The sequence below is a fragment of the Nocardioides sp. CCNWLW216 genome (genome assembly GCF_037120545.1).
Taxonomy (GTDB): domain Bacteria; phylum Actinomycetota; class Actinomycetes; order Propionibacteriales; family Nocardioidaceae; genus Nocardioides; species Nocardioides lianchengensis.
On record NZ_JBBBBJ010000001.1, the window covers coordinates 674392 to 692441 of the forward strand.

The following is an 18050-nucleotide window of genomic DNA, read 5'->3' on the forward strand; positions in this document are numbered from 1 at the left end:
AGCGCTCGTCGCACCTCAACCAGCGTGGGGCGGAGTCGGAGCAATGGCGTTTCCGTTTGCTGGCGACGCCCCGCCGGTGGTTGAGGTGCGAGCGAAGCGAGCCTCGAAACCCGTCTTGCTGACAGGCGGCCTCGATCGAGGTCGGGGGTGTCGCACCTCAACCAGCGTGGGTCGGCGTCGTGGCAATGCCGTTGCGCTCTCTGGGAGAATGGGGGCATGGCGAAGGAGCAGGGGCAGAAGATGGTCGCGCAGAACAAGAAGGCGCGACACGAGTACGCCATCGAGGACACCTTCGAGGCCGGGCTGGTGCTCCAGGGCACCGAGGTGAAGTCGCTGCGGATGGGCCGGGCGTCCCTCGTCGACGGGTTCGTCGACATCGACCACGGCGAGGCGTGGTTGCACGCCGTGCACATCCCGGAGTACTCCCAGGGCACCTGGACCAACCACGCCGCCCGCCGCAAGCGCAAGCTGCTGCTCAACCGGGTCGAGATCGACAAGATCGAGCGCCGGGTCAACGAGAAGGGGCTCACCGTCGTCCCGCTGTCGCTCTACTTCAAGGACGGCCGGGCCAAGGTCGAGATCGCGCTCGCCAAGGGCAAGAAGTCGTGGGACAAGCGTCAGTCGATCGCCGAGCGCACGGCCAACCGCGAGAAGGAGCAGGCCCTGGGCCGGCACCTGAAGGGCATGCGTGACTGACGTCCCCGCGGTCCGCTCGTTCTGGGAGGGCCTCGGGCTCCCGGGCCTGTTCGACGTGCACGTCCACTTCCTGCCGCCGAACATCCAGAGGGCCGTGTACGCCGTCTTCGACGCGGCCGGGCCCAAGATCGGCCGCGACTGGCCGATCCGCTACCGCCAGTCGCACGCGGAGCGGGTCGAGCTGCTGCGCGAGTTCGGCGTACGACGGTTCCCGACGCTGCCCTACGCGCACAAGCCGGGCGTCGCGTCGTACCTCAACGGGTGGGCGCGCGACTTCTCCCGCGACGTGCCGGAGTCGCTGTGGTCGGCGACCTTCTACCCCGAGCCCGAGGCGGCGTCGTACGTCGGCGACCTGGTCGCGGACGGCGTCGACGTCTTCAAGGTGCACCTGCAGGTGGGGGAGTTCCACCTCGACGACCCGCTGCTGGACGAGGTCTGGGGCACGCTCGAGGACAGCGGGACGCCGGTCGTCGTGCACGCGGGGTCCGGCCCGGTCGCCAACGACTTCACCGGACCGGCGTCGACCGCCCGGCTGCTCGGCCGGTTCCCGCGGCTGACCCTGGTGATGGCCCACATGGGTGCCCCCGAGTGCGCGGAGTTCCTGGCCCTCGCCGAGACCCACGAGCGGGTCCACCTCGACACCACGATGGTGTTCACCGACTTCTTCCCGCCGTACCCCGCCGAGCTGGTGCCGCGGCTGCTCGACCTCCAGGAGCGGGTGCTGCTCGGCAGCGACTTCCCGACCATCCCCTACCCCTACGCGCACCAGTTGGAGGGTCTGGCCCGCCTCGACCTCGGCGACGACTGGCTGCGCGCCGTCTGCTGGGAGAACGGCACCCGGCTGTTTGCCTGAGAGGGACGGGTGGAACGGTTCTCCCGTGCCCGCGACCCGCCGACCCCTGTCCCGTGCGCTGGGCGCGCTGGTCGCCCTGGTCCTGCTGCTGACCGCGTGCACCGGGGACGACGGGGACGGCGACCCGGGGGAGCGCCCCGACACGGCGCCGACCGGCCCGACCACGGCCCAGTACGACGAGGCGCAGACCCTCTTCCACGACCTCGCCGGCGTGCTCGACGAGACCAACACGAGGGCCGTGGCCTACCAGGCGCGGGTCCGCACCGCCTGGGAGAACGACCCCGACGGGTTCCGGAAGCGGCCGAAGGTCGTCCGAGCAGTCAAGCAGCAGGCCGCGGTCGCCGCCCGGCGCGACGCCGCGCTCGCCGCGCTGGCCGAGCAGCCGGCGGTCGTCGGCGACGAGGAGCTCGGTACGGCGTATCGCGCGTTCGTCGAGGGGTACGCCGCCGTCTCGGCCTACCAGGACGGCTTCAACGGCTCCTACCCCGTGTTCCTCGCCGCCGGCGACGCCTGCCAGAGCCTGGTCGGCGTGCAGCCGCCCGCGGGGGCGTCGTACTCCGAGACGGGCGCGGCCTGGCTGGAGGCGCACGAGGAGGCGGCCGCCCCCTGCCTGCGGTTGAGCGCGAAGCTGCGGTCCTCGACCAACACCGACGTGGCCCGGCTGCCGCGGCTCTACCGCCGCCTGGTCTCCGACCGCAACGCCGCCATCGAGCGACTGCGTGACGGCGACACCGACCTGGCGGGCGCGATGAAGACGCTGGGCCGCGTCGATCGTGCCTTCACCCGCGACTACGCGCGGGCGACCCGGTTCGACGCGCGGATCGCGACGCTGGTCCCGGACGACCTCTACCAGGCCGTCGACGTGGTCTTCGAGGAACGAGTCGGCGGGAGCGGGTCGTCATGATGAGGACCGTCTTCCTGCTCGTGGCGGTGCTGGTGCCGCTCGTGACGGCCGCGGTGGTCGTCCTCGTCGTCGTGCTGGTCGCCACCCGCTCCCGTCCGCGACCCGCGCCGCCCCTCGTGGCCCCCGGTCCGGGCGGCGCCCCCGTGCTGGCTCCCAGCACCTGGCAGGCCGAGCTCGTGGGCGACGGCGTCCTGGGGAGCGTGGGCAGCCCGCTCGCCTCGACGTACGGCGTGCTGGTGCTCGACGGCGGCCGCCTGTCGTTCACCCGGACGGGACAGGCCGAGCCGGACTGGGTCGTCGACTGCCGCGAGCTCGGGGTACGCCGCCAGGGGATCGGACCGTTCACGGTGGCCGCCGTACGCCTCTTCGGACCGATGGGGGAGGTCCCGCTCAACGTCAGTCAGGAGCACATCAACCGCTTCTCGACGAACTCGCTGAAGGACTTCCGTCAGAGCGGGTACGCCGATCAGCTGGTCGCGGCGCTGCACGCCCACGGGGCCCGGCCCGTCTGAGCGCGCCCTCGCGGGAATCCGGCGTGCCCCGGCGTCGTTGACCCCGTAGACTGCACGATGCGGCTCGCGCCGTGTGCAGGACAACTCAAGAGGGGCTGATCGGTTTCGACTTGGGACGTTAGTTCCAGGGGAAGCGGGTCGAGAAGCCAGCGTCATCTCGTAAACGTTCGCTGGAAACCTATAACTGCCAACGCTAAGCGCAGTTCCTTCGCTCTCGCCGCCTGAGCGGTGATCGAAGCGTCAGACCGGGCATCCGTCTCCGTCCCGGACCCTGGCGTCATCTAGGAGACTTGCTGGTCACTCTCTGTCAGGAGGGGTGACCGGGACTTTTTCCTGACTGAGCCTGTCGGCGACGTGTCTGTGCGAGCGCCGGGGCCGAGAAAAGCGACACCACCGACTGCACCCGGAGAAGACCTGGATCGACGCTCGAGGACCGGGGTTCGATTCCCCGCAGCTCCACCACCATGATCGGTCCCGATGGGTCGCCCCATCGAGAGCCAGCCCTCTTGGACGAGAGCCGTTCCGACCTCGGTCGGAGCGGCTCTCGGTCGCTCTGCGCCCTCACGGTCGGGTCCTGCGTCAGCCCGAGCGCTCGTCGCGGACCGCAAGGGTCAACGGCGGAGGCGTCCCTGCTCTGAGTGCCCGAGCGGACACCGAGGACGCCGTCACCAGGTCCGGGTCCGGCAGGAAGCGGACGGCGGTGCCGGTCGTCGCGTCGGCCTCGATCGGGACCAGGCCCGTCGTCGGGAGCCCGTGCTCGTACCGCTGCGTCCAGGATCCGTCGTGACGGCGGTTGGTGTGGACCAGCCAGGAGCTGAGGGCGGCCACCACCGACATGCCGCGTCGGGGATGTCCGTCCGCGAGCGTGGGGGCGTCGGGGACGTCGAAGAAGCGGAGGTCCGGGGTGGCCATGACGGGCTTCCGCACCGGCGCTCCGTCCTCGTCGTGACGGGTGTCGGTGCCGCGGCCGTCATCGACCACCGACACGGATCCGTCGGCGTGCAGGGTGACGAGACAGTGGCCGGAGCCGGTGTCGAGTGCCTCGTCGGCGGGGTACGAGATCACCTCGAGGATGAGGTGGAGGACCCCGGTCGGGGCGTACAGCGCGGCCTGGTCGCGGATCCGGGCGAGGTGGGCGCGGTCCACCGTCGCCGCCCAGTCATGGGTCGTGTTCTGCCACATCGAGTCGTGCTCGCCTCCGGGAGGGTCCGCCGCCGGCGCGTTCAGCCGACCAGCGCCGCGCGGGCCACGTCACGGCCCGGAGCCCGGCGCAGGTCCTCGCCGATCGCCCGCGCCACGTCTGCGGGAGGGCCGTCGAGGACGGCTCGTACGGCGACCCCGAGGTCCGTGGCCGTGACCGTGTTGGGGTCGAGCGCCGCCCCCAGCCCGGCCGCCTCGATCGCCGCCGCTCCCGCGAACTGGTCGGTGGAGAACGGCAGCACGACCATCGGGACCCCCGCGGTGAGTGCCTCGGTCACGCTGTTGTTGCCGCCGTGGGTGACCAGCACCGCCGCCCGCCGCAGCAGGGCGACCTGAGGCAGGTAGGGGCGCAGCAGCCAGTCCGCGGGGACGTCCGGCAGGCCGGTGGCCGAGCCGGTCGCCACCGCGACCCGGAGCCCGAGCGGGCGCAGCGCGTCCAGCACCGTCGCCAGCACGTCGCCGCGCGCCGAGAGGAAGCTGCCGAAGCTGACGTAGACCACCGGGCGGGCGTCGGCCTCGAGCCAGTCCCGGACGTCGTCGTCCGCCGGCTCGGCCCGTACGGCGGAGCCGAGGAACGCGTGTGGTGGCAGCAACGCGGTCCGAGCCGGGTCGTGCAGGGCTGCCGGGTAGTTCAGCAGCAGCAGGTCACCGTGCTCGGCGAACGCGTCCGCCGAGGGCGTGGCGTCGGGATCCAGGACGCGCAGGGCGGCGTTCCACTCGGCGGTGAAGCTGTCCCGGATGTCGCGGCAGAGCCGATGCAGGGCGGCCAGCTCGGACTCCGGCGGGGTGAAGGCGGACGGCCAGGCGGGCGGGTAGCCGTACACCTCGCCCCCGACCGGCAGGGCCGTCGGGTGGCCGAGCACGACATCGGCGTACCGGATGCCCGCGACGTCGAGAGCGAGCCGGGCGCTGAACGCCAGGTGGTCGACGATGACCTGATCGGGCCGGACGCGATCGACGACGTCCAGGACGGCCCGCGCGCGGTCCACCGGCTCCCACAGCAGGTCGGTACGCCGGGCCTCGGCCTGGTAGCGCAACGTCGGCACCATGCCGTGCCGGGTGGCGGCGAAGAAGCCCCGCAGCGCGTCGTCCTCGCCGGGCGGCTGCTCCTCGGCCCGGATGACCCCGGGATTGGATCCTCGCCCCAGCGCCAGGTCGGCGCGCTCGAAGCCGAACTCGGCCACGATGCCCGCGGTCGCCGGGCCGGTGGCCACCACGACGGACTCTCCCGCGTCCTGCCAGGCCGTCGCGAGGGTCGCCAGGGGCAGCAGATGCGAGGCGTAGTCGGGACTGATCACCAGCACGCTCATGCAGGCAACCGTGTCACGAGCGACCGGCCGTCCGAGCGGCGCCGGCGTAGATCGTGCTCAACCGGGTGGCCATGGTCTGCACCGTGAAGTCGGCGCGGACCCGTTCCGTGGCCCGGTCGATCCGGTCCTCCTGGCCCGGCGCGGCCGCGAGCTCGAAGGCGGTCCGGATCGCACGGGCGACCTCGTCCGGACGGCGGGTGTCGACGAGGACGCCGGTCACCCCGTCCTCGAGGTAGGTGGCGGGTCCGCCGGCGGCCGGGCCGACCACCACCAGCCCCGAGGCCAGGGCCTCGACCAGCGCGAGCCCGAACTCCTCCTTGAGGCTGCTGCACACGTACACCCCGGCGGCGCCGTTCCCGCCCGCCCGGCCGGCCCGGGCGGCCGCCAACCAGACCGCGACCACGTCGTTGGGTCGATGCCCCGGCATCAGCAGACCTGTCGCGGCCCCCGGGGAACGCCCCAGCACCTCGGCGATCAGGTCGAGCTGCTCGCGTTCGTCCGGGGAGGGATCGTCGAGGTCCCCGCCGACGATCAGCAGGTTGCTCCGCTCGACCAGCTCGGCATCTCCGGCCCACGCCTCGACCAGGGTCGCCATCCCCTTGACCCGGTGCAGGCGCCCCACGCTGACCACCAGCGGCAGCTCCCTGCGGTGCGCGGGCAGCGTGGCGACGAGCGCGTCGAACTCGGCCAGCGCTCCACCGGGTACGCCGGGCCGCTCCAGCTCGGCCGCGGCCGCAGCGCTGACCCTCAGGTCGACGCCCTCCGGAACCACGGTGAACCGGTGGGGCTCGTCCGCCACGTCGAGACCGAGCAGCTCGCGCATGTCGTGCTGCAGCTGGGGGCGGGGGAAGAGCACGAGGTGGGCCGCGTCCTCCGTAAGTCGCTGCACGAGGCGCGCGCGGAACCAGTAGTGCTCCCGGGCGTCCTCGGTCCCGAAGTTGCCCCGGTGCAGGTCTCCGGTCATGTCCAGGGCCTGGATGACGGCGTGCGGGTCGGGCGCGAGCGTGAACACCACCGGGATGCCCAGCTCCCGGGCCACCTCGGCCGCGGCCAGGCTGCCCACCTCGGCCATCCGCAGGTGCAGCACATCGACGCGGTGCGTCCGCAGCAGGCGGCGGATCCCGCGCTCGGCCGCGACCCGCGACGGCCAGGCCTGAGCGGCGGAGGCGGCCTCGGTGAGCAGGGGCACCGGGGTGAGCAGGTGCCCCTCGCCGGGGGTCAGCGCGTCCAGGGCGGCCTGGGCGGTGCCGCGGGAGAGGGTCAGGACCCGGCCGATGCCGGGCTCGGTCGCGAGTGCGTCACCCAGCCGCAACAGCAGGGTGGCGACGCCCCCGTTGTCCCCGGCGCCCGCACGGCTGAGGTCGCGGTCGATGTCGGCGTGCAGGAAGAGCTGGGCGACGGTCAGGCCGTGGGCAGCGCCTGCGCGCGCGACGGCGTCGATGCCCAGATCGGTCGCGGCGAGACGGGCGACGGCTCCCAGGTCGCCGGCGGCCGTGCTGAGCTCACGGACCGCGGCCACCGTGGCGGCGTCCGCCGGGCGGTCGCCGAGGGCGGCGACGGCGGTCAGCCGCACGCTCAGGTGCTCGCCGGGGTCGACGGCCATCTCGTGCAGTGCGCGTCCGGCGATCGGGCCGGGCACCAGGCCGAGGGTCTCGACCAACCTGCTCCGGACGGCCGGGCCGGCCGGCCCGGCCAGGGCGCCCTCGACGGCGAGCGCCACCTGCTCCGGCGCGGACGAGGCCCACCGGGCGAGCGTGCGCTGGGCGAGGACGGCGGAGAAGCCACCGCCCACCACCACGCCGACCAGGCGGCCGATCGCGTCGAGGCGAGGCAGTCGGGCCTTGAGCGCCCAGCTCGCGTGCTCGCGCAGGAACGGCCGCGGGTGGGAGAGCAGCTCCGTCAGGACGGCGTCGGCCCCGTCGTCGAAGACCCGGGCCAGGGCGTGGACGGCCGCCACCGCGGTCAGCTCGTCCCGCTCGTGGATCACCGCGGCGAGCAGCCGCACGGACTCCGGTCCGCCCTCGCCGCCGGCGGCGGTCGCGAGACGGTCACCGCTGCGCAGCACGTCGACCACGAACGGTGCCTGCTGGACCTCGTCGAGGGCGCGCCGAAGGGAAAGGGCCACATCTCGCATTCGAGGACGGTGCCCGATCGGATGCCGGGGACCGACTGGTCTGGACCAGTCGGTTCGGTCCGTCGGGCTCACGCGGACCGGGACACCTCCGGTCCAGACCCGTCCGACGAGATCGAGGGGCGGGGGCTTCGGTCCTACGGGCCGACCCCGCCGGTCAGCGCCTCGTGCCGCGCGACCTCGGCCGTCCGCTCGGCCTCGGTCCGAGGCGGCGCTCCCTCGTGCCAGCGCTCCTTCGTCTGCAGCGCCCAGAACGCCGCGACGTGGGCGATCATCCAGAGCTCGATCCAGAAGACAGCGTGATCGAGGTACCACGAGGGGCCGGCGCCGCCGGCCTTGGCGAGGAACAGCAGCCCGGCGACGAGCAGCATCGCGGCGGCCTGTCCGACGTACGTCCTGGCCCACGGCCGGCTGGCGGTCGGCGACAGCGCCGGATCGCCCAGGCACGCGTTGAGGATCCGGAGGCGGACCCGGTGGAACGGTCCGCGACCGTCGGGGCCCCGCCGGGTGCGGCCGCAGTGCCGCGTGATCCCGACCCACAGGATGCCGAGCGTGATGAGCACGAACATGACGACGGCGGACGTGAAGTGGACGTGCTCGTAGAACCAGCTCGCGCCTCCGGGGGTGCGATCGCGCACGTAGAACTGCCAGGTCCCCAGCAGCCAGAGGACGGAGGCCAGGCCGAGGGGCAGCCAGAAGGTGAGCGGGCTCGCGGCGACGAGTGACCCCGCCTGCTCGCAGCCGGACCGTCGGCCACGCCGGCGGGACAGGAGACCCGCGATCGCGAGGACCAGGAGGAACAGCCCGACCACGGCCAGGTAGGTCCGCATGTTGTTGGTGATCGCGGCATTGGTGGCCGCCCGCGCGGCGGCGCTCGCCTCGGCCGCCTGCTGGTCGCTCAGGGGGTGCTGCGCGGGCGGGTCGGTGACGCACATCAGGTCGTTCTTGGCGGGGATGAACGCGACGACGGGTGCCAGGAGACCCGCCAGGTTGAACAGCGTGTCCTCGATGGCCGTCTTGCCCCACAGCGCGACAAGCACCAGTCCGATGGCACACAACGAGCCGACGAAGACCGTCCGCGCCGGGGAGTAGTAGTAGGCGCTGATCGAACCCTTGAGGCACCAGTCCGTGCGCTGCGACTCCAGCAGGAGCGAGAGCAGCAGCATCACGATGACGCCGACCACCGACAGGCGCAGGAAGCGGTAGGTCCGGAGGGCGACGGCGGGGACCGGACGGTCCGGCAGGTCGTCGGCGGCCGGTGCGGCGTCGCTCGTGTCGGTCGGGGGCATCGCGGCACTCTCCTCGCCCGGCCATCCGGGAGTCGGTCCGAGCGGTGCCAGTCGTCCCTGGCGCCGGCGGATGACCGGAGTGTCGCGCGTGCGGGCGGACCGGGGCCCGGAAGTCGCCGAACGACCTCCGTCTTGGGTATCGCGGACCGGGTGCGCTCAGGCCGGCTCGACCGTCGGGTACCCCGGCTCCCAGTGGTACGTCGACGGCGCGTCGGGGGAGTCGTGCCGGTAGACCGGCCGGCCGCGGATGCACAGCCCCCAGAAGACCGTGCGCCCGCAGACCAGGCAGCCCAAGAACGTGACGATCGTGTACTTGGTGTCCGCGACGAGCAGGTCGACCATCTCGTCGAGCGGTACGTCGGCCGCCAGGACCCGCATCCGCCCGTCCGCGACGCGGCCCTCCAGGTTCGCCTGCGTCGCGGCGAGGTCGAGGTGGCCGTCCGGCGCGCCGACCGCGACGCTCTCGCAACAGGGACAGGGGGACGTGGTGGTCATCGCCTCGGATCCTAGGCTCGTCGGCATGCAGTTCGTCGTGCTCGCCGACAGCGACTGGGGCGTGCCGAGCGCCGAGGAGGAGGCGGCCGGCTGGCGGTGGACCTACCGGGTCGACGTCGCCTTCGCGGGTCGGGACAGTCGCGTCGCGGTGTCGCAGGCCGCCCCGAAGGAGAACCACGCGGCGGTGCTGGGTCTCGCCGAGGCGCTGTCGCCGTCGTGGGCGGAGCACCGCACCCGGGCCGGGGCGGACTGGCTGGACCCCTGGCTCGAACGGTTGACGACGACGCGCGGCTGGCGGGCGCGAGGCGTCGAGCGGGGGCTGGTCGCGGAGTTCGAGCGCCGCCACGGGCGGCGGCCCACGTCGTACGACTGGGACGTCTGAGGCTTGAGCGCGACGACGGCCGCCCCCGAGGGGGCGGCCGTCGTCAGGTGGTCGGCTCAGATCTTGCGACCGCCACGGACCCGTCCGAGGATGAACAGGACGAGCGCAACGATCGCGAGGATGATCAGGATGGTCCACAGCATGGGGGTGACTCCTTGCAGTCGATGACTCGGACGCGTCCGGATGGTGCGACGGGAGTCGCCCGGATGTCCGCTGTGGACCCCGGTGCCCGACTGCTCACTCCCTGAAACGCCTGCGTCAGGCGGAGTGCCGCGCGGCCAGGTCCGCTCCCGACTTGATCGCCTGCTCCTCGGCGGCCGAGCGCATCTCGGCGGCCAGGTCGGCGAACGCGTCGAGGGCGGGGTTGACGCCGACCAGGGTCAGCTCGCGCTCGATGAGGGTGAGGTCGGCGCCCCAGACCTCCTCGATCACGCGGCGCAGGTAGTCGACGCTGTGGTCCCAGCCCTCCTTCGGGGTGCCGGGACCGTAGGCGCCGCCGCGGGTGACGATGAGCGTGACCGGCTTGCCGGCGAGCAGCTCGGTGCCGTGCGGGGCGCCGGCGATGGCCAGGTCGATCCAGGTCTTCACGTGCTGGGAGACGCCCCAGTTGTAGAGCGGCAGCGCGAGTACGGCGGCCTCCGCCGACCCGAGCTCGTTCGCGACCTCCTGGGCCAGCGCGACGGCCGCGCGCTGGGCGTCGGTGCGGTCGGCCTCGGGGGTGAAGTTCCCGCCGATCGCGGTGGCCCAGGCGTCGGACGGAAGCGGCTCGGAGCCGAGGTGGCGGGTGACGACGGGGACGTCGGGGCGGGCGGCGACGAAGTGCTCGAGGACCTGGTCGGCGAGCGCGCTGCTCGCGGAACGGTCTCCCTGGATGCTGGCGTCGACACGGAGCAGGGTCATGGCGGGTCTCCTGGAGGCTGTGACTTGAATGTTCAATGCGAAGGTAGACCACTTCGAGTTGAATGTTCAAGTCGCCCGGTAGGATCGCCCTGTGACATCACCCACCGAGGCCGCCGAGGACGTCGCCTGGCTGAGCGACGCCCAGCTCGTGGAGTGGAAGTCCCTGATGGCCATGCTGATGACCCTGCCGCCGGCGATCGACGCCCAGCTGAAGCGGGACTCCGGGCTCAACACCTTCGAGTACCACGTGCTGGTCGCCCTCGCGGCGGCGCCGGAGCGGTGGCTGCCGATGAGCGACCTCGCGGTGGTCGCCCAGGGGTCGCTCTCGCGGCTCTCGCACGCCGTCGGTCGCCTGGAGCAGGCCGGCTGGGTGACGCGACGCGCCTGCCCGGGCGCCGGCCGCCGGGTCGAGGCCCACCTGACCGAGGCGGGGTTGGCCAAGCTGGAGGACGCCGCACCCGGACACGTCCGCGAGGTGCAGCGCCTCGTCGTCGGACGACTCACGCCCGAGCAGCTCGCCGCCCTCGGTGAGGCGGCCCGGGTGATCGTCGGCGCGACCGAGCCGCGCTGTACCGAGCACCTCTAGCCCGCGAGCACCTCGCGGAGTCGGTCGGCGAACGCCTCGACGTGCGGCTCGCGGTCGGAGAAGCCGTCGTGTCCGCCCGGGAAGACCACCGCCTCCCGGCCCAGCAGCTCGGCCAGCGCCTCGCTGGTCCGGCCCGTGATGTAGCCCGCGGACTCCTCGCCCACGGCCACCACGAGGCGGGTGGACGCGGCGAGGAGCGCCGCGACGTCGGGTCGGTACGCCGTGATCGCGTCCGAGACGCCCGACATCAGCGGATCGGTGCGGGTGCCGTCGTCGCCGTCCGGCAGCCCGAAGGCGGCCGGGTCGGGGACCGGCCGGGCGTCGTACTCGTCGGTGAACGGGCCGCTCCACGAGGTGAGCCCGATGAACGCGGCCAGCCCGTGACCCCAGCCGCGCTGGTGGTAGACCGCGTGGGACGCGGCCTCCGCGGCGAACGCCCGCTCCGCGTCCGGGAGGAGGGCGAGCAGCGGCGGCTCGTGCGCGACCAGCACGGTCACGTCGCCGGGGTGGGTCGCGACGAGCGCGAGCGCGCTGATCGCGCCGCCGCTGCTGGCCAGCATCTCGACCGGGCCGGCGCCGAGGGCCGCGATGACCGCGTGCTGGTCCTCGGCGTTCTGCTCGGCGGTGTTGACCAGGCTGCCGTCGGTACGGACGCTGCGACCGAGACCGCGGGGGTCGTAGGTCACCACCGTCCGGTCGGTCAGCAGCGCGACGAGGCTGTCGTAGCCGCTCGCGTCCATGGGGGCGCCGACGCAGAACAACGGCGGGCGGCCGTCGGTCGTGGGCAGCGGCCCGTGGACGTCGTAGGCGAGGGTGCCCGTGGGTGTCTCGAGGTGGTGGGTGGTCGTCATGGTCTGGTCGACCTCGTCAGCAGGCCGGAGTCATCGGTGCGCAGGCGTCTCGCCTCGGCGGGGGAGCGGCGTGGGCCGAGGACGCTCGGGGCACTATGGCTGCCATGCATCTCGGGCGTCACCTGTTCCTGGTCCTCCTCTCCCTCGCGGTCGCGCTCGGCGTCCTGGCGGCCCCTGCGTCCGCGGCCACGCCGACCACGCTGACCGTTGCGGCGCCGGCCGCCGCGGCCGACGCGAGCACGGTCGTCGGGGTGGACCTGCGCACCTCCGCCGGCCAGCCGGTCGTCGGGGCGCCGGTCGTCCTGGAGCGTCAGGTGAAGGGGGCCTGGCAGCAGCTCGGCACGCTCACCACCGACGGGGCCGGGCACGCCCAGGTCGCGGCCCGGGTCAGCCGGACGGCGGCCGACAACGTCTTCCGGGCGTCGTACGCGGGCGACCCGACGTACGACGCCGCCACCGGCGTCGGTGCTGCGGCGATCGTGCGGCGAGCGAGCCGGGTGACCCTCGCCGGCCCGAAGCGGGTGAAGGACGGTCGCACCGTGGCGGTGCGTACCCGCTGGCTGGCCACGGACGGCACCCCGGTCGCCGCCGGCCGGGTCACCCTGCTCCGCCGGGCGCCGGGCACGAAGAGGTGGCGCCGGGTCACCACGCTGACCACCGACGCCCAGGGCCGGGCGACCTACCGCTCGCGCCCGCGCGTCGACACCGCCTGGCTGGCCAGGGCCGCGACCAACGACTGGGTGAAGGGCGACACGAGCGCCAAGCTCCGGGTCGACAACCGTCCGCCCGGTCAGCGGGTCCGGCTGCCGAAGGGTGCCCCGCGTCCGCGCGTGAAGCTGCCCCGCCAGGCTCGGGCCGTCGGCCGCGGCGCCAACGTCTCCATCACCCCGATCTCCGACCGCGTCTGGACGAGCATGACCGGTCGCTCCTGGCACGCCGGCTGCCCGGTCGGTCGCGGCGGGCTGCGCCTGGTCAAGGTCAACTACTGGGGCTTCGACGGCTACCGCTACCGCGGTGAGCTGGTCGCCGCGACCAGCGCGGCCGACAACATGGCCGGCGCGCTCGCGGAGATGTACCGCCGCGGGCTGCAGATCCGCTCGATGTACCGCGTCGACCGGTTCGGCTGGTCGGGCAAGCTGCAGGGCGCCGACGACTACAAGTCCATGGCCGCCGGCAACACCTCGGCCTTCAACTGCCGCTGGGTGGTGGGTCGGTCGGGCGTGCGCTCGCCGCACACCTACGGCCGCGCGCTGGACGTCAACACCTGGGAGAACCCCTTCCGCTCCGCCCAGGGCGTGGTCCCCAACGGGTGGTGGGCCGGGCGGTCGCACCCACGCGTCGCGTGGCGCTCGCGCAACCACATCGTCGTCAAGATCATGGCGAAGCACGGCCTGCGCTGGACCTACGGCACCAGCGACAGCCAGCACTTCGACGTCGTCGGCTCGTCCCGGGTGGCCGCGCGCGCGAACCTCAGCCCCCGGGCCCTGCACCCGCAGTGCGGCGGTTTCGTCTGCGAGTAGAGGGGGATCGTGGGGCCTATGCGTCGCACCCTCCTCGTCCTGACCACCTCACTCGCCCTGACCGTCCCGGTCCTCGGCGTCGTCCCGACCGCGGCCGCGTCGTACGACGGAGCGCCGGCGGCGGCGCGCGCGGACGCCGAGGCGGTGACCGGCCGGGTCACCGACGCGGCCGGGAAGCCGATCGAGGGCGTGAGCGTCTACTTCCGCACCGAGCCGGGTCGGTCCGTGCAGACCGACGCCGACGGCCGCTACGACTCGCGGGACAACGAGTTCCTCGACCTGCAGCCCGGCCCCGTCCTGATCGACTTCGACAAGTGGGGCGACACCCTCGACGACCCGGTCTACTGGTCGCAGCAGGTCCAGGTGACCGTGGTCGCCGGGCAGGCGGTCCAGCGTGACGCGTCGCTCGCGGTCCGGCCGAGCGCGGTGTTCACGGTCCGCGACGCGGCGGGTCGCCCGGTGGTCGACGCGCCGCTGACCATCCAGGTGCGCGACGTCGACTTCAACGGCGGGCAGTGGGGGCCGATCCAGTCGGGGCCGCACACCACCGACGCGACCGGGCGCTACCGGTTCACCGCCGGCTTCGACGAGGTCCGCTTCCAGATCGGCCTGCCCGAGGGCTACACCGGTCCCGCAGTCCCGGAGTGGTGGGAGGACGCCTACTCGTTCGCGACCGCCCGCTCGCTGACCTTCCCCGCCGGCGTCGCCCCGCGCCGCGACCTCACGATGCAGCTCGGCCCGGCGCCGGTCACCACGCCGCCGGCGCCCGCGAAGCTGACGCCCGCGCGGCCCGTCGTCCGGGGCAAGGCCCGCGTGGGTCGCACGCTCCGCGCACGTCCCGGGACCTGGCGCCCGGCGCCGGTCCGGCTGACCTACGCCTGGTTCCGCGGCGCGAAGCGGATCCCGGGCGCCACCAAGGCCACCTACCGCGTGACCCGCAAGGACGTCGGCAAGCGGATCAGCGTCCGGGTCACCGGCCGCAAGGCGGGGTACACGAGCGCGTCGCGGACCAGCGCGAAGACGATCAAGGTACGACGGCGCTAGCGTCGCCGTCGTGAGCGAGACGAGATCCTGCGTCTTCTGCGCGATCGTGGCGGGGGAGACCGAGGCCGACCGGGTCCTCGAGACCGAGGACCTGGTCGCCTTCCTCGACCAGCGGCCGGTCTTCAAGGGCCACGTCCTGCTCGTCCCGCGCGAGCACGTCGTGACGCTGCCCGACCTCCCGGCGCGTCTGCGCGACGGCTTCCTGGCCGCCGCTCAGCGCCTCGCGACCGCCGTCGTGGACGGGCTCGGCGCGCAGGGCAGCTTCGTGGCGATGAACAACACCGTCAGCCAGTCGGTCCCGCACCTGCACCTGCACGTCGTCCCGCGCACCAAGGGCGACGGGCTCCGCGGCTTCTTCTGGCCGCGGACGTCGTACGTCGATCTCGCCGAGCGGGGGGAGTACGCCGCGCGCCTGCGAGCCGTCCTAGAGTGACGGTCGTTACCGGCCAGTCACCGCCAGAGGAGCTCACACCATGGGTCGTTTCGACGGACGCGTCGCAGTCATCACCGGAGCCGCGCGCGGCATCGGCTTCGGGACCGCCCAGCGGTTCTCCGAGGAGGGCGCGGCGGTGGCGGTCGTCGACCTCGACGAGTCCGCGGCCGCCGAGGCCGCAGCGTCGCTGCCCGGCACGGCCGTCGGCATCGGCGCCGACGTGAGCGACAAGGCCTCCGTCGACGCCGCGATCGCGCGGGTCGTCGAGGAACTCGGCGGGATCCACGTGCTGGTCAACAACGCCGGCGTCACCCGCGACAACCTGCTGTTCAAGATGACCGAGGTCGACTGGGACCTCGTCATGGGCGTGCACCTCAAGGGCGCGTTCCTGATGACCCAGGCCGCGCAGAAGCACTTCGTCGAGCAGCGCTACGGCAAGGTCGTCAACACCTCCAGCACCTCCGCCCTCGGCAATCGCGGCCAGGCCAACTACTCCGCGGCCAAGATGGGCCTGCAGGGCTTCACCCGCACCCTCGGCATCGAGCTCGGCCCGTTCGGCATCAACGTCAACGCCGTCGCGCCGGGCTTCATCGCCACCGAGATGACCGACGCCACGGCCGCCCGGCTGAAGATGGACGTCGACGAGTTCCGTCGGCTCAACGCCGAGAACAACCCGGTCAAGCGGGTCGGCGAGCCCGCCGACATCGCCGCCGCGGTCACCTTCCTGGCCAGCGACGAGGCGTCGTACATCACCGGCCAGACGCTGTACGTCGACGGCGGCGCCACGCTGGGCTAGCGAGGACGGGACGCGCGTGTCGACGCTCTCCGGGCGTCCGTCCCTGGCGCGCCTCCCCGCTCGCGGCCCGGTCGCGCCGCACACTCGAAGTCGACCGCGTCTGTACACCTTCCCCCTCGAACGAAACGGAGCTCCCTCGTGCGCCGTGCCCGCCTGCTCGCCTCGACCGTCGTCGCCGCCAGCCTCGTCCTCTCCGCATGCGGGGGCGACGACAAGAAGTCCGACGACGAGAAGGGCCCCGGCGCCCAGGAGATCGCGGGCGGCTCCGTGCTCGACGCGACCTGGCCGCTGACCGGCCTCCCGGTGAAGGGCGAGCAGAGCGCCGCGCAGGAGCACCCGGTCATCGTGGCCAAGATCGACAACACCGCGTCGAGCTCGCCACAGCAGGGCCTGGGCAGCGCCGACCTGGTCGTCGAGGAGCTGGTCGAGGGCGGGGTCACCCGGCTCGCGGTGATGTTCTACTCGAAGATCCCCGGCGAGGTCGGTCCGGTCCGCTCGATGCGGGCCAGCGACATCGGCATCGTGAAGCCCACCGGCGCCACCGTCGTCACCAGCGGCGCCGCCGGCGTGACCATCGGTCGGATCAACAAGGCCGGCATCAAGTTCATCCAGGAGGGCGGCCCGGGCTTCTCGCGCAACAGCTCGCGCAGCGCGCCGTACAACCTCTTCGCGAACCTGAAGCAGACCGTCAAGGCGACCGAGGTCGACAAGGCGGCCCGCCCCGACGACTACCTCCCCTGGGGCGAGGCGGCCGACCTGCCGCAGGGCCAGCCGGCGAAGACCCTGGCCGCGTCGTTCGGCAGCCACACGACCAACTGGACCTACGACGGCAAGAAGTACGTCAACGAGAACACCTTCGCCGCCGGCGGTGACGAGTTCCCGGCCGACACGGTCCTGGTGCTCCGGGTCAAGGTCGGCGACGCCGGCTACACCGACCCGGCCGGCAACCCGGTGCCCGAGACCAAGTTCGAGGGCCGGGGCCAGGCGCTGCTCTTCCACGGCGGCCGCCTGGTGCGCGGCACCTGGACCAAGAAGGGCGTGGGCGACACCGTCTCCCTGGCCACCAAGGCCGGCGAGCTCACCGTCCCCGCCGGCAAGACCTGGATCGAGCTGGTCCCGGTCGACGCCGCCAACGGCGACGTGACCGTCGGCCAGTAGGTCTCGATACGCCCGCTCGTTCCTCGCGGGCTACTCGACCACCGAAGGCCCGCGCCGTCTGCGTTCCTCGCGGGCTGCTCGACCACCGAAGGCCCGCGCCGTCTGCGTTCCTCGCGGGCTGCTCGACCACCGAAGGCCCGCGCCGGGCTCGTTGGTCTCTCTCGCGAGCGCCAGCGAGCGTATCGAGACCCCGACTAGCCGGACTCGGAGCGGCCCGAGGGGAGCTCGACGCCGGCGTCGGCGAGGGCCTGGAAGCCCTGCAGGATGAAGGTGATCGCGGTCTCGACGCGCTCGGCGGCGGCGATCGGGTCCTCCGCACTGGAGACCGTCTCGCCGGCCGAGGACATCGCGCCGAAGAAGATCCGCGAGAACGTCTGCAGCATGTCCTCGTCGAGCTCCCAGGTGCCGGCGGAGATGACGGAGCGGACGATCTCGAGGACGTTGGCGAACGTCGAGCGCTCCTCCTGCTCCCGGTAGCGCTCGTAGCCGAGGACCGACGGGCCCTCCTGGATCACCACCCGGCGGTAACGCGGCTCCTGGACGACGGTCAGGAACGACCGCAGGCCGGCCAGGGCCTTCTCCCACGGGTCCTTCTTGCCGCGCAGCGCCTTCTGGATGGCCTTCGACGCGTCGGTCTCGACCCGCTCGAAGACCGCTTCGAAGAGGGCCTGCTTGCCGCTGAAGTGGTGGTAGAGCGCACCCTTGGTCACCCGGGCGCCGGCGACGATCGCGTCCAGCGAGGTGGCGGCGTAGCCGTGCTCGGTGAAGAGGCTCTCGGCCACGTCGACCAGCGCCCGCTTGGTGGAGGCGGAGTACTGCTGCCGGCGGCTCGCGCCGGGCACCGAGACGCCCGGGACCTTCGGCACCAGCTTGGAGACGGTCGACTTCGGCATTCCGACAGCATAGAACCGACCGTCGGTACGGCGTGTCCGGCGTCACGCGAACGAGGTTTGCATACCGTCGGTATGCCTCCGTACTCTGGGTACGTAC

Annotated in this window: 19 protein-coding genes and 1 other RNA gene; 12 read left to right on the top strand and 8 right to left on the bottom strand. The window is 72.9% G+C overall.

Annotation, left to right across the window (positions count from 1 at the left end):
• Positions 1-216 precede the first annotated feature (216 nt).
• The 5 genes from smpB to ssrA all read left to right on the top strand — a co-directional run bounded on the left by smpB (position 217) and on the right by ssrA (position 3427).
• Entirely contained in the window at positions 217-696 is a 480-nt protein-coding gene (gene smpB / locus V7S47_RS03150) for an SsrA-binding protein SmpB (protein ID WP_090850313.1), read from the top strand.
• Positions 689-1549 carry an amidohydrolase family protein gene (locus V7S47_RS03155; RefSeq protein WP_336560215.1) on the top strand — a complete coding sequence of 287 codons (861 nt, stop codon included), beginning with the start codon at positions 689-691 and terminating at the stop codon, positions 1547-1549. Before smpB ends, V7S47_RS03155 begins: the two co-directional genes overlap by 8 nt.
• A 25-nt stretch (positions 1550-1574) precedes the next feature.
• Positions 1575-2453 carry a hypothetical protein gene (locus tag V7S47_RS03160; protein WP_336560216.1) on the top strand — a complete coding sequence of 293 codons (879 nt, stop codon included), beginning with the start codon at positions 1575-1577 and terminating at the stop codon, positions 2451-2453.
• Entirely contained in the window at positions 2450-2965 is a 516-nt protein-coding gene (locus V7S47_RS03165; RefSeq protein ID WP_336560217.1) for a hypothetical protein, read from the top strand. Before V7S47_RS03160 ends, V7S47_RS03165 begins: the two co-directional genes overlap by 4 nt.
• Positions 2966-3056: 91 nt before the next feature.
• Positions 3057-3427: a transfer-messenger RNA gene (gene ssrA, locus V7S47_RS03170) on the top strand.
• Positions 3428-3544: 117 nt separating this feature from the next.
• Here the strand turns inward: ssrA and V7S47_RS03175 are convergent.
• From V7S47_RS03175 to V7S47_RS03195, 5 genes are all read right to left on the bottom strand, one after another.
• Positions 3545-4147, bottom strand: a complete 603-nt coding sequence (locus V7S47_RS03175) for a hypothetical protein (protein ID WP_336560218.1) — start codon at positions 4145-4147, stop codon at positions 3545-3547.
• 41 nt (positions 4148-4188) lie between these two features.
• A complete protein-coding gene (locus tag V7S47_RS03180; protein ID WP_336560219.1) occupies positions 4189-5475 on the bottom strand; it encodes a glycosyltransferase in 1287 nt (428 codons plus the stop codon).
• A 13-nt stretch (positions 5476-5488) separates the two neighbouring features.
• On the bottom strand, positions 5489-7600 hold the full coding sequence (locus V7S47_RS03185) for a glycosyltransferase (protein WP_336560220.1): 2112 nt from the start codon (positions 7598-7600) through the stop codon (positions 5489-5491).
• Between the two features lie 143 nt (positions 7601-7743).
• A complete protein-coding gene (locus V7S47_RS03190; RefSeq protein ID WP_336560221.1) occupies positions 7744-8895 on the bottom strand; it encodes a hypothetical protein in 1152 nt (383 codons plus the stop codon).
• A gap of 156 nt (positions 8896-9051) precedes the next feature.
• On the bottom strand, positions 9052-9390 hold the full coding sequence (locus V7S47_RS03195; RefSeq protein ID WP_336560222.1) for a hypothetical protein: 339 nt from the start codon (positions 9388-9390) through the stop codon (positions 9052-9054).
• Positions 9391-9415: 25 nt separating this feature from the next.
• On the opposite strand from V7S47_RS03195, the gene V7S47_RS03200 reads away from it, so the two are divergent.
• Entirely contained in the window at positions 9416-9772 is a 357-nt protein-coding gene (locus V7S47_RS03200) for a hypothetical protein (RefSeq protein ID WP_336560223.1), read from the top strand.
• A gap of 258 nt (positions 9773-10030) precedes the next feature.
• Here V7S47_RS03200 and V7S47_RS03205 read toward each other — a convergent pair whose 3' ends face one another.
• Positions 10031-10672, bottom strand: a complete 642-nt coding sequence (locus tag V7S47_RS03205) for an FMN-dependent NADH-azoreductase (RefSeq protein WP_336560224.1) — start codon at positions 10670-10672, stop codon at positions 10031-10033.
• Positions 10673-10763: 91 nt separating this feature from the next.
• Here V7S47_RS03205 and V7S47_RS03210 point away from each other — a divergent pair, with 91 nt between their 5' ends.
• Complete coding sequence (locus V7S47_RS03210; RefSeq protein WP_336560225.1) at positions 10764-11258, top strand: MarR family winged helix-turn-helix transcriptional regulator; 495 nt, start codon at positions 10764-10766, stop codon at positions 11256-11258.
• Here the strand turns inward: V7S47_RS03210 and V7S47_RS03215 are convergent.
• On the bottom strand, positions 11255-12109 hold the full coding sequence (locus V7S47_RS03215; RefSeq protein WP_336560226.1) for an alpha/beta fold hydrolase: 855 nt from the start codon (positions 12107-12109) through the stop codon (positions 11255-11257). The two genes, V7S47_RS03210 and V7S47_RS03215, sit on opposite strands and share 4 nt — an antisense overlap.
• Positions 12110-12213: 104 nt before the next feature.
• Between V7S47_RS03215 and V7S47_RS03220 the strand changes: the two genes are divergently transcribed.
• The 5 genes from V7S47_RS03220 to V7S47_RS03240 all read left to right on the top strand — a co-directional run bounded on the left by V7S47_RS03220 (position 12214) and on the right by V7S47_RS03240 (position 17060).
• Positions 12214-13629 (top strand): M15 family metallopeptidase, encoded by a 1416-nt coding sequence (locus V7S47_RS03220; RefSeq protein WP_336560227.1) that lies wholly within the window; start codon positions 12214-12216, stop codon positions 13627-13629.
• An 18-nt stretch (positions 13630-13647) separates the two neighbouring features.
• The gene (locus tag V7S47_RS03225) at positions 13648-14673 is read left to right on the top strand and encodes a carboxypeptidase-like regulatory domain-containing protein (RefSeq protein ID WP_336560228.1); all 1026 of its coding nucleotides are present in this window, start codon (positions 13648-13650) and stop codon (positions 14671-14673) included.
• 10 nt (positions 14674-14683) lie between these two features.
• Complete coding sequence (locus V7S47_RS03230) at positions 14684-15106, top strand: HIT family protein (RefSeq protein WP_336560229.1); 423 nt, start codon at positions 14684-14686, stop codon at positions 15104-15106.
• A 40-nt stretch (positions 15107-15146) separates the two neighbouring features.
• Positions 15147-15902, top strand: coding sequence for an SDR family NAD(P)-dependent oxidoreductase (locus V7S47_RS03235; RefSeq protein ID WP_336560230.1), 756 nt, complete (start codon positions 15147-15149; stop codon positions 15900-15902).
• 138 nt (positions 15903-16040) lie between these two features.
• Positions 16041-17060 (top strand): DUF3048 domain-containing protein, encoded by a 1020-nt coding sequence (locus tag V7S47_RS03240; RefSeq protein WP_336560231.1) that lies wholly within the window; start codon positions 16041-16043, stop codon positions 17058-17060.
• A gap of 194 nt (positions 17061-17254) precedes the next feature.
• On the opposite strand, the gene V7S47_RS03245 is transcribed toward V7S47_RS03240, so the two are convergent.
• A complete protein-coding gene (locus V7S47_RS03245; protein ID WP_336560232.1) occupies positions 17255-17953 on the bottom strand; it encodes a TetR/AcrR family transcriptional regulator in 699 nt (232 codons plus the stop codon).
• Between the last annotated feature and the right edge of the window lie 97 nt (positions 17954-18050).

Bases quoted from the DNA above. Each gene is read 5' to 3' on its own strand.
- V7S47_RS03235 (WP_336560230.1), top strand. From the start codon at position 15,147: ATGGGTCGTTTCGACGGACGCGTCGCAGTCATCACCGGAGCCGCGCGC.
- V7S47_RS03215 (WP_336560226.1), bottom strand. From the start codon at position 12,109: ATGACGACCACCCACCACCTCGAGACACCCACGGGCACCCTCGCCTAC.
- V7S47_RS03225 (WP_336560228.1), top strand. From the start codon at position 13,648: ATGCGTCGCACCCTCCTCGTCCTGACCACCTCACTCGCCCTGACCGTC.
- V7S47_RS03165 (WP_336560217.1), top strand. From the start codon at position 2,450: ATGATGAGGACCGTCTTCCTGCTCGTGGCGGTGCTGGTGCCGCTCGTG.
- V7S47_RS03195 (WP_336560222.1), bottom strand. From the start codon at position 9,390: ATGACCACCACGTCCCCCTGTCCCTGTTGCGAGAGCGTCGCGGTCGGC.
- V7S47_RS03200 (WP_336560223.1), top strand. From the start codon at position 9,416: ATGCAGTTCGTCGTGCTCGCCGACAGCGACTGGGGCGTGCCGAGCGCC.
- V7S47_RS03245 (WP_336560232.1), bottom strand. From the start codon at position 17,953: ATGCCGAAGTCGACCGTCTCCAAGCTGGTGCCGAAGGTCCCGGGCGTC.
- V7S47_RS03205 (WP_336560224.1), bottom strand. From the start codon at position 10,672: ATGACCCTGCTCCGTGTCGACGCCAGCATCCAGGGAGACCGTTCCGCG.
- V7S47_RS03180 (WP_336560219.1), bottom strand. From the start codon at position 5,475: ATGAGCGTGCTGGTGATCAGTCCCGACTACGCCTCGCATCTGCTGCCC.
- V7S47_RS03175 (WP_336560218.1), bottom strand. From the start codon at position 4,147: ATGTGGCAGAACACGACCCATGACTGGGCGGCGACGGTGGACCGCGCC.
- V7S47_RS03220 (WP_336560227.1), top strand. From the start codon at position 12,214: ATGCATCTCGGGCGTCACCTGTTCCTGGTCCTCCTCTCCCTCGCGGTC.
- V7S47_RS03190 (WP_336560221.1), bottom strand. From the start codon at position 8,895: ATGCCCCCGACCGACACGAGCGACGCCGCACCGGCCGCCGACGACCTG.
- smpB (WP_090850313.1), top strand. From the start codon at position 217: ATGGCGAAGGAGCAGGGGCAGAAGATGGTCGCGCAGAACAAGAAGGCG.